Here is a 14,109-nt window from a genome sequence, read left to right on the forward strand (position 1 = left end):
GTGTGGTGGATCGATCGGGGCTCAGGCCTGCCGGTGGTTCAGCGAGCTCTGTTGAGGGTCTGCAGGGCCGCTTTTAGGAGCTGGCCCACCTGGGGTGTGCCTTCAGCGGCCTCGGCCTGCGGAGCGACCGCGGAGACGGCCTCGTCGGCCTCACGTGTCGCGTACCCGAGGCCGATGAGCGCCGCGTGCAGCTGGTCGCGCCAGCCCGTGCTGACCGGGGCGCCGATGCCCGTGCTGGTCCCGAGGGGTTCGCCGAGGCGGTCCTTGAGCTCCAGGAGGAGCTTCTGGGCGCCCTTCTTGCCGATGCCGGGGACGGCGGTGAGCGCCTTCTCGTCACCCGTGGCCACCGCGCGGCGCAGGGCGTCGGGGGTGTGCACGGCGAGCATGGCCTGCGCGAGGCGCGGACCGACGCCGCTCGCGGTCTGCAGCAGCTCGAACGTCTGCCGCTCGTCGTCGTCCACGAAGCCGTACAGCGTCAGCGAGTCCTCGCGGACGACGAGGGACGTGGCGAGCTTGGCCTGCTGTCCCATGCGGAGCCCGGAGAGCGTGTTGGGCGTGCACTGGACGGCGATGCCGATGCCGCCGACCTCGACCACCGCGGAGTCGGGGGCGAGGGCGGCGACCGGGCCGCTGACGAAGGCGATCATGCGGTACGGCCTTTCGATGCGAGTTTCGATGCGTGCAGGGCGGCAGCCTGCTGGAGCCGGTTCTGCGCGACGGCCTGCTGGAGTCTGTTCTGGGCGGGGGCGCGCCAGATGTGGCAGATGGCCAGGGCGAGGGCGTCGGCGGCGTCGGCGGGCTTGGGCGGGGCGTCGAGCCGGAGCAGACGCGTGACCATGGCACCCACCTGGGCCTTGTCCGCACGTCCGTTGCCGGTGACGGCGGCCTTGACCTCGCTCGGGGTGTGCAGGGCGACGGGGATGCCGCGCCGGGCGGCGCAGAGCATGGCGACGGCGCTGGCCTGGGCGGTGCCCATCACCGTACGCACGTTGTGCTGGCTGAACACCCGCTCCACGGCGACGAATTCGGGCTCGTGCTCGTCGAGCCAGTGCTCGATGCCCTGCTCGATGGCGACGAGGCGCACCCCCAACTCGGCGTCCACCGGGGTCCGTACGACACCGACGCCGCGCATGGTCAGGGGCCGGCCGGCGACTCCTTCGACCACACCGACTCCGCACCGGGTCAAACCGGGGTCAACTCCCAGTACCCGCACGCATGCCCCCTTCTTCGATCTCCCCCGGCCACCGCTCGGAGGTGCCCCCAGTTCGTGCAGGCTATCGGGTGCCACCGACAAAGCGACGGGCCGACGGGGTGTGTCCCGTCGGCCCGTCGTGCTGTCAGTGCCCTCAGGCGTCGACCTTCGCCATCACATCGTCGCTCACATCGAAGTTGGCGAAGACGTTCTGCACGTCGTCGCTGTCCTCGAGGGCGTCGATCAGCCTGAAGATCTTCCGGGCGCCCTCCTCGTCCAGCTCGACCTGCATGGTCGGGACGAAGTTGGCGTCGGCGGAGTCGTAGTCGATTCCGGCCTCCTGGAGCGCGGTGCGCACCGCGACCAGGTCGGTGGCCTCGGAGATGACCTCGAAGGACTCACCGAGGTCGTTGACCTCCTCGGCACCCGCGTCGAGAACGGCGCCCAGGACGTCGTCCTCGGTCAGCTCGCCCTTGGGGACGATCACGACGCCCTTGCGGTTGAAGAGGTACGAGACGGAGCCCGGGTCGGCCATGTTGCCGCCGTTGCGCGTCATGGCGACGCGGACGTCCGAGGCGGCGCGATTGCGGTTGTCGGTGAGGCACTCGATGAGCACCGCGACACCGTTCGGGCCGTAACCCTCGTACATGATCGTCTCGTAGTCGGCGCCACCGGCCTCGAGACCGCCGCCACGCTTGATCGCGGAGTCGATGTTCTTGTTTGGAACCGACGACTTCTTCGCCTTCTGCACGGCGTCGTACAGCGTCGGATTTCCGTCGAGGTCCACGCCGCCCATGCGCGCCGCGACCTCGATGTTCTTGATCAGCTTCGCGAAGAGCTTGCCGCGCTTGGCATCGATCACGGCTTTCTTGTGCTTCGTCGTGGCCCATTTAGAGTGGCCGGACATCTGCCTGTCTCCTTCGCGTAACCCATCCAGATACGAATGCCAGAGATCCTACAAGGACTCCGCCGCCCGGTTCGCGCGCACCATGTCGACGAACAGGCCGTGCACGCGGTGGTCGCCGGTCAGTTCCGGGTGGAACGACGTGGCGAGCGCGTTGCCCTGGCGTACGGCGACGATGTGACCCTCGTGCTCGGCGAGCACCTCGGCCTCGGCACCCACGGACTCGACCCAGGGGGCGCGGATGAAGACGCCCTCTACAGGATCGCCCTCGACGCCCTGGACGTCGACCGCCGCTTCGAAGGATTCGTTCTGGCGTCCGAAGGCGTTGCGGCGCACGATCATGTCGATGCCGCCGATGGTCTCCTGGCCGGAGCGCGGGTCGAGGATCTTGTCGGCGAGCATGATCATGCCCGCACAGGTGCCGTAGACGGGCATACCGTCCCGCACGCGCGAGCGGAGGGGCTCCATCACTCCGAAGAGGACGGCCAGCTTGGAGATGGTGGTGGACTCGCCGCCGGGGATGACCAGACCATCCACCTCGGCGAGTTCCTCGGGGCGCCGCACCGGCCTGGCCACGGCATCAGCCGCGGCCAGGGCGATGAGGTGCTCCCGTACGTCGCCCTGGAGTGCCAGGACGCCTATGACAGGTGCTTCGGTCATGGGTGGTTACCAGCCGCGGTTGGCGTAGCGCTCGGCCTCGGGGAGGGTGTCGCAGTTGATGCCGACCATGGCCTCGCCCAGGTTGCGGGACGCGTCCGCGATGATCTTGGGGTCGTCGTAGAAGGTGGTCGCCTTCACGATGGCGGCGGCACGCTTGGCCGGATCGCCCGACTTGAAGATGCCGGAGCCGACGAAGACGCCCTCGGCGCCGAGCTGGCGCATGAGCGCGGCGTCGGCCGGGGTGGCGACGCCACCGGCGGAGAAGAGGACGACCGGGAGCTTGCCCAACTCGGCGACCTCCTTGACGATCTCGTACGGGGCGCGCAGCTCCTTGGCGGCGGCGTACAGCTCGTTGTTGTCGTAGCCGCGCAGGCGGGCGATCTCGTTCTTGATCTGGCGCAGGTGGCGGACGGCCTCGACGACGTTGCCGGTGCCGGCTTCGCCCTTGGAGCGGATCATGGCCGCGCCTTCGGCGATGCGGCGCAGGGCCTCACCGAGGTTGGTGGCACCACACACGAAGGGGGTCGTGAACGCCCACTTGTCGGAGTGGTTGACCTCGTCGGCGGGGGTGAGGACCTCGGACTCGTCGATGTAGTCGACGCCGAGGGACTGCAGGACCTGGGCCTCGACGAAGTGGCCGATGCGCGACTTGGCCATGACGGGGATGGAGACCGCGTCGATGATCTCCTCGATCATGTTCGGGTCCGACATACGGGCCACGCCGCCGTCCTTGCGGATGTCGGCGGGGACCCGCTCCAGGGCCATGACGGCCACGGCGCCGGCGTCCTCGGCGATCTTCGCCTGCTCGGCGTTGACCACGTCCATGATCACGCCGCCCTTGAGCTGCTCGGCCATGCCGCGCTTTACGCGGGCGGTGCCGATCTCGGGGGTCTGGGCGGAGTTGGAGAGCGTGCTGGACACGGGTTGACCTCACTCAGTGAAAGAGGGTTTGTGCTGCACCGAGGAAACGTGAGGGGAGCAGGCCACAGCAAGGGCCAATGGGGAGCCGGTGGATTTTTTTCGCCCCCGCCGCCCCTGCCCATTCCCGTACCTGGGGGCTCCGCCCCCAGACCCCCTGGGTCGTTTTTTGCTGCGGGCCGGTGGGGGCTTGTCGCGCAGTTCCCCGCGCCCCTAAAGGGGGGGCGCTGGGGAGCTGGGCCGTCTTTTAGCCGGGGTCAAACCCCTGCCTCAGCTCGTCGGGCGGTCTGCCAGAGCCGTCGGGGGCTCGTCGTCCATCTCGAAGGCCATGGGGAACGGGGCATGGCCGGCGAGGTGGAACCAGCGGACCTTGCGGTGGCGGCGGAGTGCGCGGGCCGCGCGCACGGCGTCGTTGTGGAAGCGCCGGGCCATCGGCACCCGCCGCACCGCCTGCGCCAGCTCGCCGGCAGCCTCCTCGCCCCCGGGAGCCTCCCGCACCGCCTCGACCTGGGCCACCTCCCCGAACACGGCCCGCAACGCCTGGCTCAGCTCGCTCTCGGCCACCTCCCGCTGCTCCTCCTCGGCCTGCCGAGCCGCGTGCGCCGCCTCGTACAGCACGATCGAGGCGGCCGGATCGAGGACCCCGGACGTGGCCAACTCCTGTGCCACGGAAGCCCGGCGCAGCAACTGCGCGTCGAGTGCGGCGCGGGCGGCGTCGATGCGGGCGTGCAGCCGGTCCAGTCGCCCGGCGGTCCAGCTCAGGTAGAGGCCGATCGCGACGAGGCCGACGAGGATCCAGATGAGGGTTGCGGTCACGGGCGGCAAGGCTACCCGGGTACGGTCACCGCTCTTCGCGGGTCCCAGGCGCAACGGAAACCGCCGTGCCCGGTCGAGGAGTCGGGCGTGTTCTTGGAACGGGCCGCGACCCGGTAGCGGTTGCAGTACGAGGCGTGGCACAGATAGGACCCGCCGCGGATCACGCGCGGTTCGGCGCCCACCACGGAGAACTGACCACCTGCGCCCACTGCGGACAACTTGTCTGCCTCCACCGCGGACAACCCGTCGGGACCCACCGCAGACAACTGGCCGGCGTCCATCGCGGACAACTCGTCGGCACCTATAGCAGATCCCCGGCTGGAGCCCACCGCGGACAACCGGCCGGCACCCGCCGCGGACAACCGATCGGCCTCCACCGCGGACAACTGGGCAGCATCCGCCGCGGAGAAGAGGTCCGCGCACCACTCCCACACGTTCCCCGACGTGTTGTAGAGCCCGAAGCCGTTGGGCTCGTACGCGTCGACGGGTACCGTCCCGGTCGTGCCGCCCGGCCGCGTGCTGACCCTGGGGAAGTCCCCCTGCCAGGTGTTCATCCGCTCGCGCCCGCCCGGCGCGAACTCGTCGCCCCAGGGATAGCGGGCCCCCTCGAGGCCGCCCCGCGCCGCGTACTCCCACTCGGCCTCGGTGGGCAGCCGCGCGCCCGCCCAGCAGCAGTACGCGAGCGCGTCGTGGTACGAGACGTGCACGACAGGGTGGTCCGTGCGGCCTTCGAGGTCCGAACCCGGTCCCTCCGGCGCACTCCAGCACGCGCCCTCGACACCGAGCCACCACGGTGCCGCGGCAACTGCCCCCGTCACGGCGTCCCGCGCACCGGGATGCAGCAACAGGTGGAACACGAACGAACTGCCGTACCGCTCCGCCTCCGTCCGGTACCCGGTCGCCCGCACGAAGTCGGCGAACCTGGCGTTGGTGACGGCGGTCGCGTCGATCCGGAACGGCTCCACGGTCACCGTACGGACGGGCCCCTCCGCATCGTCCGGATACCCCTCGCCGAAGGCGTCACCCATGCGGAACTCGCCACCCGGCAGTTCGATGGCGGTGATGTCGTGCCCCGGTCCGCGACCACTTCGCGGACTGGGCACGGCGGCCAGTTGGAGAAGTGAACCGACCTCCCCGCGCGCGGGCGCGCAGCACGACGCTCCCCCGCCCGACGTGTCCGGCACGTTCAGTCCCGCGCCAGCCCGAACCGCGCCCGGAACCCGGTCCGTTCGTCGGTGGCCACCGCCGCCGCTCCATCCGTGACCGTCTCGTACACGGACAGGATGTCCGCCGCGACCGTCGACCAGTCGAAGCGCCGGACGTGGGCGCTCCCCCGCTCGCGCAGTTCGGCCCGGCGCGCCGGGTCACCGAGGAGGCGCAGAGCGGAAGCGGCGAGCGCGTCGGCGTCCTCGTTGGCGAACAGCTCGCCCGCCGCGCCCTGGTCGAGGACCTGGGCGAACGCGTCGAGGTCGGAGGCGAGAACCGGTGCCCCCGCCGACATCGCCTCCACGAGGATTATCCCGAAGCTCTCGCCGCCGGTGTTGGGCGCCACGTACACGTCGACGCTGCGCAGGAAGCGGGCCTTGTCCTCGTCGCTGATCATGCCGAGGAACTCGACGCGCGAGCGCAACTCGGCGGGGAGGGACTCGACCGCCTCCTCCTCGTCGCCGCGTCCGGCGACCAGGAGCCTGGTCTGCGGGCGCTCGGCGAGGATCTTCGGCAGGGCCTTCATGAGGACCGGCAGGCCCTTGCGAGGCTCGTCGATGCGGCCGATGAAGCCGAGGGTGTCGCCCTGCCACTCGGCCTTGGGCTTGGCACGGGCGAAGAAGTCGACGTCGACACCGTTCGGGATGACGACGGCGTCGCCGCCCAGGTGTTCCACGAGGGTGCGGCGCGCGTACTCGCTCACCGCGATCCGCGCGCTGATCTTCTCCAGGGCCGCCTGGAGGATCGAGTACGCGGCGACCATCGCCCGGGAGCGCGGATTCGAGGTGTGGAAGGTGGCGACGATGGGACCCTGCGCGGCCCAGCAGGCCAGCAGGCCGAGTGACGGCGAGGTCGGTTCGTGGATGTGGATCACGTCGAAGGTGCCGTCGTGCAGCCAGCGCCGCACCCGGGCCGCTGAGAGGAAGCCGAAGTTCAGGCGCGCCACGGAGCCGTTGTAGGGCACCGGGACCGCGCGGCCCGCCGAGACGACGTACGGGGGCAGTGGTGTCTCGTCGTCCGCGGGGGCGAGGACGGACACCTCGTGGCCGAGGCGGATGAGGTGCTCGGCCAGGTCACGGATGTGGAACTGGACGCCGCCCGGCACGTCCCAGGAGTACGGGCAGACGATTCCGATCCTCACGGAGTCCCTTTCTCAGGGTCCTTCTCGGAGTTCTCAGGGTCCTTTCCGGTGTTGTCAGGATCCTTCCCCGGGTCGAGGTCCTTGAGCCACAAGCGCTGCAGCATGTGCCAGTCCTCCGGATGGTCGGCGATCCCCGTGGCGAAGGCGTCGGCCATCGCCTGTGTCATGACAGACGTCTTTTCGGCCCGGGTACCTGTCTCGGGCACCTCGACGGGGGGATGTACGCGGCCCTTCATCACGGGTGAGTCGTCGTACCAGAGCGTCACCGGAAGGAGCAGGGCGCCGGTCTGCTGGGCGAGCAGGGCCGGTCCCGCGGGCATCCTGGTCGCCTCGCCGAAGAACTCCACCTCGACACCGGACGAGGACAGGTCGCGCTCGGCGACCAGGCAGATCAGCCCGCCGTCGCGCAGCCGCCGGGCCAGCGTGCCGAACGCGGTGCCGCCGCTGTGCGGCAGGACCTCCATACCGAGGCCCTCGCGATAGGCGACGAAACGGTCGTACAGCGATTCGGGCTTGAGGCGCTCGGCGACCGTCGTGAACGGCGTCCGAAGCTTCGTGGTGACCCAGGCACCCGCGAGATCCCAATTGCCCATGTGCGGGAGAGCGAGGATGACACCCCGGTCGGAGGCGATGCCGTCCGTCAGGTAGTGCACGTCTTTGGCCTCGAAGCCCGTCTTCACGCGCTCCTCGCTCCAGGCGGGCAGCCGGAAGGACTCCATCCAGTAGCGCAGGTACGAGCGCATGCCGGCCCTGGAGAGCTCGGCGAGCCGCTCCGGCGTCGCGTCGGGCATCACGCGCGCGTAGTTGCTCTCCAGGCGCTGTACGCCCTTGCCGCGCTTCTTCCAGGCGAGGTCGGCGATGGTCCGGCCGAGCCGCACGGCGACCGGCTCGGGGAGCTTCTTGACGGTGCTCCAGCCGAGCGCGTACGCCCCGTCCACCAGCCGGTCCTGGAGGCTGGTCACGACGTGGCCCCGCTGTTCTGGGCCGCGGCCGCGGCGTCCGCCTCCGCGGACTCCCGGCGCACCGTGACGACGCGCTGGATCAGCGTCACGAGGCTGCCGACGGCGACGATCCACAGGGCGATGGGCAGCAGCACCTGGATGCCGGGCACGCCGAACGTGTGCAGGCCCGCGAGGCCGGCCGCGACCAGCGAGATCACCAGCCGCTCGGCGCGCTCCACCAGCCCGTTGACCGCGACCGGCAGGCCGATCGACTCGCCGCGGGCCTTGGTGTACGAGACCACCTGGCCGCTGGCCAGGCAGAAGATCGAGACGGCACACAGGACGTTGTTGTCGCCGTTGCCCGCGTACCAGAGCGCGAAGCCGCCGAAGATCGCGCCGTCGGCGACCCGGTCGAGCGTCGAGTCGAGGAAGGCGCCCCAGCGGCTGGAGCGGCCGAGCTGGCGCGCCATGTTGCCGTCGACGAGGTCCGAGAACACGAAGAGCGTGATGACGATCGTGCCCCAGAAGAACTCCCCCCGGGGGTAGAAGACCAGCGCGCCCGCCATGACTCCGGCCGTGCCCAGGAGGGTGACCGTGTCGGGGCTTACCCCCCGGCGGATGAGAAACGCGGCGAACGGTGTGAGGACACGCGTGAAGAATGCACGCGCGTACTTGTTCAGCATGGCCTTCCCGAGGGTCGGTGTCGCCGCGCGGCCCCTGCTGGCCACCGGCTGGCCCATCGTAGCCACGCGCGCGCATGTGCGACGGTCGGGCACCCGCACCCCGTGTCCTGACGGGATGCCGTCGGTGGCCGGGCGCGATCGCGTCCGCCGTATGGACGCACCGTGACGGGAGTGCAAAGCTCGAAGACACCGCGGGCGTCATCGGAGCCGCACCGCACGCGGATCCGTATGCCCGCGCCCACAGTGACCTCACCGTGCACGGGAGGCAAGGCCATGGGCGACAAGGCGAACGCACACCCCGGAGCCGCCGGCAGGGCTACGGCGGCCGACCACCCCGCGTCCGTACGGAATGTGGTGCTGGTCGGCCACAGCGGATCGGGCAAGACGACTCTGGTGGAAGCTCTCGCGCTCACCGCGGGAGCAGTGAACCGGGCGGGCCGCGTGGAGGACGGCGGCACCGTCTCCGACTACGACGAGATCGAGCACCGGCAGCAGCGCTCGGTGCAGCTCTCCCTGGTACCCGTCGACTGGGACGGATACAAGATCAACATTCTGGACACTCCCGGATACGCCGACTTCGTCGGGGAACTGCGGGCCGGTCTGCGAGCGGCGGACGCGGCCCTTTTCGTCGTCTCGGCCTCGGACGGCGTGGACGGCTCGACCCGGATGGTGTGGGAGGAGTGCGCGGCCGTCGGCATGCCGCGGGCCATTGTGATCACCCACCTCGAAGCCGCAAGAGCGGACTTCGAAGAGATGACGCGGGTCTGCGCGGAGGCCTTCGGCGCGGACGACCCCGATGCCGTACTGCCCCTGTATCTGCCGCTGCACGGCGAAGAAGGCCCCGACGGGCACGCGCCCGTGACGGGTCTGATCGGGCTGCTGTCCCAGCGGCTGTTCGACTACTCCTCCGGGGAGCGCAAGGAGGCGGAGCCGGGACCCGAGCAGCTGCCGCTCATCGAGGAGGCGCGCAACCGGCTCATCGAGGGGATCATCGCCGAGAGCGAGGACGAGACCCTCATGGACCGCTATCTCGGCGGCGAGGAGATCGATCTCAAGACGCTCGTACAGGACCTGGAGCGGGCCGTGGCGCGGGGAACCTTCTTCCCGGTGCTGGCCGCCGCTCCGGCCACCGACGGTGCCCGCCAGGGCCTCGGCACGGTCGAACTCCTCGAGCTCGTCACGGGCGGCTTCCCGACCCCGCTGGAGCGCGAGGCCCCCACGGTGACCACGCCGGACGGCGCGGCGCGCGGGGTGAAGGCCTGCGACCCGAACGGACCGCTGGTCGCGGAGGTCGTGAAGACCGCGTCCGACCCGTATGTGGGCCGGGTCTCGCTCGTACGCGTCTTCTCGGGCACTCTGCGCCCCGACGAGACGGTGCACGTGTCCGGGCACGGGCTGACCGACCGGGGCCACGAGGACCACGACGTCGACGAGCGCGTAGGGGCCCTGTCCAGGCCGTTCGGCAAGCAGCAGCGCGCCCTCACGCACTGCATCGCCGGCGATCTGGCGTGCGTGGCGAAACTGAACCGGGCCGAGACCGGAGACACCCTCTCGGCCAAGGACGACCCCCTGCTCATGGAGCCGTGGCAGATGCCCGACCCCCTGCTTCCGCTTGCCATCCAGGCCCACAGCAAACCCGACGAGGACAAGCTCTCGCAGGGTCTGGGACGGCTGGTCGCCGAGGACCCCACCATGCGCCTGGAGCAGAACCAGAACACCCACCAGGTCGTCCTGTGGTGCCTGGGCGAGGCCCACGCGGACGTCGCTCTGGAGCGGCTGCGCAACCGCTACGGCGTCCAGGTCGACGTCGTCCCGTACAAGGTCTCCCTACGGGAGACGTTCGCGGACAAGTCCGCCGGGCGCGGGCGCCATGTGAAGCAGTCCGGCGGGCACGGTCAGTACGCGATCTGCGAGATCGAGGTCGAACCGCTGCCGAACGGCTCGGGCATCGAGTTCGTGGACAAGGTCGTCGGCGGCGCCGTGCCCCGGCAGTTCATCCCGTCCGTCGAGAAGGGCGTCCGCGCCCAGGCCGCCAAGGGCGTGGCCGCGGGCTATCCCCTCATCGACGTACGCATCACGCTGCTGGACGGCAAGGCGCACTCCGTGGACTCCTCCGACGCCGCGTTCCAGACGGCCGGCGCGCTCGCCCTGCGCGAGGCGGCCGCCGACGCCAGGATCCATCTCCTGGAGCCGGTGGCCGAGGTGACCGTCCTGGTCGGCGACGACTACGTGGGCGCCGTGATGAGCGACCTGTCGGGACGGCGCGGCCGGGTCGTCGGCACCGAGCAGACGACCGGCGGGCGCACCCTCGTACGCGCCGAGGTCCCGGAGATCGAGATCGGGCGGTACGCCGTCGATCTGCGCTCCCTCTCGCACGGCACCGCGCGCTTCAACCGCAGTTACGCGCGGCACGAGCCGATGCCGCCTCAGATCGCCGAAAGGATCCGCGAACAGACCCAGGACGCTTGACGGTTCAGCGTCTCGTCGGTCGGCGGGCGGCTTCGGCCGTCCGCCGACGAATGTCGGTCGCGGCCGATACTCTGAGAACCTGATCAAGACGATGACCTGATCAACAGGTGTGCGGGGCAGGGAAGTCGGGAAAGCCGCAGGAGCGGGTGCGGCGGCGATGGGGGCGGAAGTGGCGTTCGACGGTTTCGATTTCACTCCCGGGGCGCAAGTGCCGCTCTCGGGCTCCGCGGGCCAGACGGCGGCGACGTTCGCCCTGGCCTCGGCGGCGTACCGGGACAACGCGGTCGTGGAGATCCTCAAGGCCGACAACGACTGGCACAAGTCCACCGTCAAGCCCGGAAAGATCAAGCTGTTCGCGCCGAACCTGGGCGAGGCCTTCGCGCGGGCCGTGCAGGACCGCATGCTGGGCGCGGGTCGCAAACCGCTCATCCAGTCCTTCGGCACCGAGCCGCAGGTCGTCGTGGAGCACTGCCTGGCGGCGAACCGCATCCGCAGGGAGCGCGACAACTGGCTGTCTGCCGTGATGGTGCTGTGCGGGCTGCTCTTCCTGCCCGGGCTCCTGGTCTGGCTGCTGGTCTTCCAGATCCGCACCCAGATCGCCAAGCGTGAGGACAAGCGCGCCTCCGCCCTGGCGACCACGCTCCTCGTCGCCGTCGGCGCCCTCGCGGTGCTCTTCCTCATCCGCATGCCGTTCACGGGCTTCTGGGCCTTGTATGCGCGCGCGGCGGTCGTGCTCCCCGTCGTCGGGTGGCTCTGGGCCAAGCAGATCTGCGAGCGCACGGCCAAGGACATGCGCGACCGCTGGGACAGCCTGCTGTCCGGTGGCGGCATCGGCGCCAAGATCCCCGAGGCCGTGCCCGGCAGCCCCGGTGAGACGGCGGCCGAGCGGCTGCGCCAGGCCCTCGCCCGGCTCACCGCCGAGCAGCAGTCCAACTCGGTCTTCTACGCGGGCCCCAAGGGCATACTCGGCATGGGCACCCGCTGGGGCGCCTGGCAGCTCGCCGAGGACCTGGTGCCGCGCGACGCGGACAAGGAGATCCACCCGTTCCGCAGCTGGGACGTCATCCGGTCCATCCACGACCAGCTGCGCATGCTGGAGCGCGGTCCGCTCAACACCGGTGGTTTCCCGGCCCCTTCGATAAAGCACTGGGTCGTCACACCGATCGGTGAGAACGCGAAGGCGGTGTCCCGGCCGACCGGTACGGACGTGGACGCGTACACGATCAAGACCCACGCCATACAGGACATCTGCAACAAGCAGCAGTTCGGCAGCGGGGACCGGCACTACCTCGGGGTGCAATGGACACTCTGGGACGGCCAGTTGATCATCACCATGCTGATCACCGTGACCGTCCTGCACGAGACACTGCGCATCGAGGTCACGGGGCACGCACTGGGTCCGGTGAACCCGCTCTTCACGACGAAGCCGGAGGCGCCGACCAAGGAGGTCGCGAAGGCCGTCAAGTTCTGGGAGACCCGCAAGGTGAATCTGCCGCTGGTCACCACGGACGAGGTCGTACGCCTCGCGGCGCGTGCGCCCTTCACCTGGTATCCGCCGTTCCTCAACTGGCTCGGCGGGACCCTGACGCTGCCCGAGCCCTTCGGGCTGCGGCACGCCTGGGCCGACCAGCCGTGGCGGCACCGTTTCATGGCGGACGACGCGCTGCGGGCCGCGACGCCCGTCCTGCGCGTGGTGCACGCCGCGGCGATCAGGGTTCTTGAGGAGAACGGCGTCGACACGGAGAAGTTCGGCAACCGCTCCGCGTTCCTCAGCACGGCGGTCCAGGACCCGATGCCTCGGAAGGCCGACCTGTACGACGCATAGCGTCTTCGTCGGTCGGGCTCCGGTGCCCCACTCACAAGGCACCGGAGACGCGGGTCGGGGTCAGGCGGCCGTCGGCCAGGCCTCCGCCAGCATCTTGCGGGTGTCCGCCAGGAGCTGGGGAAGCACCTTGGTGTGGCCCACGACCGGCATGAAGTTCGTGTCGCCGCCCCAGCGGGGCACGATGTGCTGGTGGAGGTGGGCGGCGATGCCGGCGCCCGCGACCGTGCCCTGGTTCATGCCGATGTTGAAGCCGTGCGCGCCCGAGGCGGTACGCAGCGCGATCATGGCCTGCTTGGTCAGCTCGCCGAGTTCGGCGGTCTCCGGGGCCGTCAGGTCCGTGTAGTCGGCGACGTGGCGGTAGGGCACGACCATGAGGTGGCCGCCGTTGTACGGGTAGAGGTTGAGCACGGCGTACACCTGCTCGCCGCGCCTGACGATCAGGCCGTCCTCGTCGGACTTGGCCGGGATCGAGCAGAAGGGACAGCCATCGTCGGCCCCCGGGCCGGTGGGCTTGTTCTCGCCCTGGATGTAAGCCATCCGATGGGGCGTCCACAAGCGCTGGAACGCGTCCTGCGTTCCCACTCCGATCTGCTGCTCCGGCTCACTCGTCATGTTGTGCAGCATATGACTTCGCCCGTTCGCGGCGTGTCGCCGGGTGCCGCGGAAAAGGGCCCCCGGCCAAGCTGGGGCGATGGACGACGACAGCACACAGGCCCGCTGGGAGCGGCGCATCGAGATCCCGCTCGCCGTGGCCTCGCTGGTGTTTCTCGCCTCGTACGCGGTCCTTGTCCTCGGTCACGGTCTGCCCGCCGCCGCGCGGGAGGCCTGTCTGGCGACGATGCTGGCGGCCTGGGCGGTGTTCGGTGTCGACTACGTCGTCCGCTGGCGGCTGAGCGGGCAGGGCCTGCGCTTCATCCCGACGCACTGGCTGGACACCCTGGTGCTCGCCCTGCCGCTGCTTCGTCCCGTGCGCATCGTGAAGGCCTACGACGCCGTGCAGCGCCGCCACGGGCAGCCTCGGCTCCCCCTGTACGGGCGCGTGGTCGTCTACGCGGGCCTGTCGGTCACACTGATCGGTTTCGCGGGCGCCCTCGCCGTCTACCAGGTGGAGCACACGGCCCCGAACGCAACGATCCTGACCTTCGGGGACTCGGTGTGGTGGGCCTGCTCCACGCTCGCGACGGTCGGATACGGGGATGTGACACCGGTGACACCGATGGGGCGCACGATCGCGGTCGGCCTGATGGGATGCGGCCTGGCGCTGCTCGGCGCGGTGACGGGGTCGTTCTCGTCGTGGCTGCTGGAGGTGTTCTCCCGTGAGGGCGACGAAAGGCCCCCGGGGAACTGAACTCTC

At 70.2% G+C, this 14,109-nt stretch carries 14 protein-coding genes; 3 read left to right on the forward strand and 11 right to left on the reverse strand.

The window, feature by feature from the left end:
- Window positions 1-38: 38 nt before the first annotated feature.
- The 10 genes from ruvA to pgsA form a co-directional block, all read right to left on the reverse strand.
- Window positions 39-647: a Holliday junction branch migration protein RuvA gene (gene ruvA, locus AB5J53_RS09870; RefSeq protein WP_369245248.1), complete on the reverse strand. Its 609-nt coding sequence runs from the start codon at window positions 645-647 to the stop codon at window positions 39-41.
- On the reverse strand, window positions 644-1,213 hold the full coding sequence (gene ruvC, locus AB5J53_RS09875) for a crossover junction endodeoxyribonuclease RuvC (protein WP_369245249.1): 570 nt from the start codon (window positions 1,211-1,213) through the stop codon (window positions 644-646). The genes ruvA and ruvC overlap by 4 nt, the downstream gene beginning before the upstream one ends.
- A 133-nt stretch (window positions 1,214-1,346) precedes the next feature.
- The gene (locus AB5J53_RS09880) at window positions 1,347-2,099 is read right to left on the reverse strand and encodes a YebC/PmpR family DNA-binding transcriptional regulator (RefSeq protein ID WP_369245250.1); all 753 of its coding nucleotides are present in this window, start codon (window positions 2,097-2,099) and stop codon (window positions 1,347-1,349) included.
- 48 nt (window positions 2,100-2,147) lie between these two features.
- Entirely contained in the window at window positions 2,148-2,756 is a 609-nt protein-coding gene (gene pdxT / locus AB5J53_RS09885; protein WP_369245251.1) for a pyridoxal 5'-phosphate synthase glutaminase subunit PdxT, read from the reverse strand.
- Window positions 2,757-2,762: 6 nt separating this feature from the next.
- On the reverse strand, window positions 2,763-3,677 hold the full coding sequence (gene pdxS / locus AB5J53_RS09890; RefSeq protein ID WP_369245252.1) for a pyridoxal 5'-phosphate synthase lyase subunit PdxS: 915 nt from the start codon (window positions 3,675-3,677) through the stop codon (window positions 2,763-2,765).
- Between the two features lie 267 nt (window positions 3,678-3,944).
- The gene (locus tag AB5J53_RS09895; RefSeq protein ID WP_369245253.1) at window positions 3,945-4,490 is read right to left on the reverse strand and encodes a hypothetical protein; all 546 of its coding nucleotides are present in this window, start codon (window positions 4,488-4,490) and stop codon (window positions 3,945-3,947) included.
- Window positions 4,491-4,501: 11 nt separating this feature from the next.
- Window positions 4,502-5,593 (reverse strand): formylglycine-generating enzyme family protein, encoded by a 1,092-nt coding sequence (locus tag AB5J53_RS09900; protein ID WP_369245254.1) that lies wholly within the window; start codon window positions 5,591-5,593, stop codon window positions 4,502-4,504.
- Between the two features lie 83 nt (window positions 5,594-5,676).
- The gene (locus tag AB5J53_RS09905) at window positions 5,677-6,837 is read right to left on the reverse strand and encodes a glycosyltransferase family 4 protein (protein ID WP_369245255.1); all 1,161 of its coding nucleotides are present in this window, start codon (window positions 6,835-6,837) and stop codon (window positions 5,677-5,679) included.
- Complete coding sequence (locus AB5J53_RS09910) at window positions 6,834-7,799, reverse strand: phosphatidylinositol mannoside acyltransferase (protein ID WP_369245256.1); 966 nt, start codon at window positions 7,797-7,799, stop codon at window positions 6,834-6,836. The genes AB5J53_RS09905 and AB5J53_RS09910 overlap by 4 nt, the downstream gene beginning before the upstream one ends.
- The gene (gene pgsA, locus AB5J53_RS09915; RefSeq protein WP_369252136.1) at window positions 7,796-8,518 is read right to left on the reverse strand and encodes a phosphatidylinositol phosphate synthase; all 723 of its coding nucleotides are present in this window, start codon (window positions 8,516-8,518) and stop codon (window positions 7,796-7,798) included. The genes AB5J53_RS09910 and pgsA overlap by 4 nt, the downstream gene beginning before the upstream one ends.
- A 216-nt stretch (window positions 8,519-8,734) precedes the next feature.
- Here pgsA and AB5J53_RS09920 point away from each other — a divergent pair, with 216 nt between their 5' ends.
- Window positions 8,735-10,930, forward strand: coding sequence for an elongation factor G-like protein EF-G2 (locus tag AB5J53_RS09920; RefSeq protein ID WP_369245257.1), 2,196 nt, complete (start codon window positions 8,735-8,737; stop codon window positions 10,928-10,930).
- A 157-nt stretch (window positions 10,931-11,087) separates the two neighbouring features.
- A complete protein-coding gene (locus AB5J53_RS09925; RefSeq protein WP_369245258.1) occupies window positions 11,088-12,755 on the forward strand; it encodes a hypothetical protein in 1,668 nt (555 codons plus the stop codon).
- A 60-nt stretch (window positions 12,756-12,815) separates the two neighbouring features.
- On the opposite strand, the gene AB5J53_RS09930 is transcribed toward AB5J53_RS09925, so the two are convergent.
- The gene (locus AB5J53_RS09930) at window positions 12,816-13,379 is read right to left on the reverse strand and encodes an HIT domain-containing protein (RefSeq protein WP_369245259.1); all 564 of its coding nucleotides are present in this window, start codon (window positions 13,377-13,379) and stop codon (window positions 12,816-12,818) included.
- Window positions 13,380-13,446: 67 nt separating this feature from the next.
- Here AB5J53_RS09930 and AB5J53_RS09935 point away from each other — a divergent pair, with 67 nt between their 5' ends.
- Window positions 13,447-14,103 (forward strand): potassium channel family protein, encoded by a 657-nt coding sequence (locus AB5J53_RS09935; protein WP_369245260.1) that lies wholly within the window; start codon window positions 13,447-13,449, stop codon window positions 14,101-14,103.
- Window positions 14,104-14,109 lie beyond the last annotated feature (6 nt).

The sequence above is a fragment of the Streptomyces sp. R41 genome, assembly GCF_041053055.1.
Taxonomy (GTDB): Bacteria; Actinomycetota; Actinomycetes; order Streptomycetales; family Streptomycetaceae; genus Streptomyces.

Coding starts and splice junctions, on each gene's coding strand:
- pgsA (WP_369252136.1), bottom strand. CDS start 8,518: ATGGGCCAGCCGGTGGCCAGCAGGGGCCGCGCGGCGACACCGACCCTC.
- ruvA (WP_369245248.1), bottom strand. CDS start 647: ATGATCGCCTTCGTCAGCGGCCCGGTCGCCGCCCTCGCCCCCGACTCC.
- AB5J53_RS09935 (WP_369245260.1), top strand. CDS start 13,447: ATGGACGACGACAGCACACAGGCCCGCTGGGAGCGGCGCATCGAGATC.
- AB5J53_RS09920 (WP_369245257.1), top strand. CDS start 8,735: ATGGGCGACAAGGCGAACGCACACCCCGGAGCCGCCGGCAGGGCTACG.
- AB5J53_RS09880 (WP_369245250.1), bottom strand. CDS start 2,099: ATGTCCGGCCACTCTAAATGGGCCACGACGAAGCACAAGAAAGCCGTG.
- AB5J53_RS09930 (WP_369245259.1), bottom strand. CDS start 13,379: ATGCTGCACAACATGACGAGTGAGCCGGAGCAGCAGATCGGAGTGGGA.
- pdxT (WP_369245251.1), bottom strand. CDS start 2,756: ATGACCGAAGCACCTGTCATAGGCGTCCTGGCACTCCAGGGCGACGTA.
- AB5J53_RS09925 (WP_369245258.1), top strand. CDS start 11,088: ATGGGGGCGGAAGTGGCGTTCGACGGTTTCGATTTCACTCCCGGGGCG.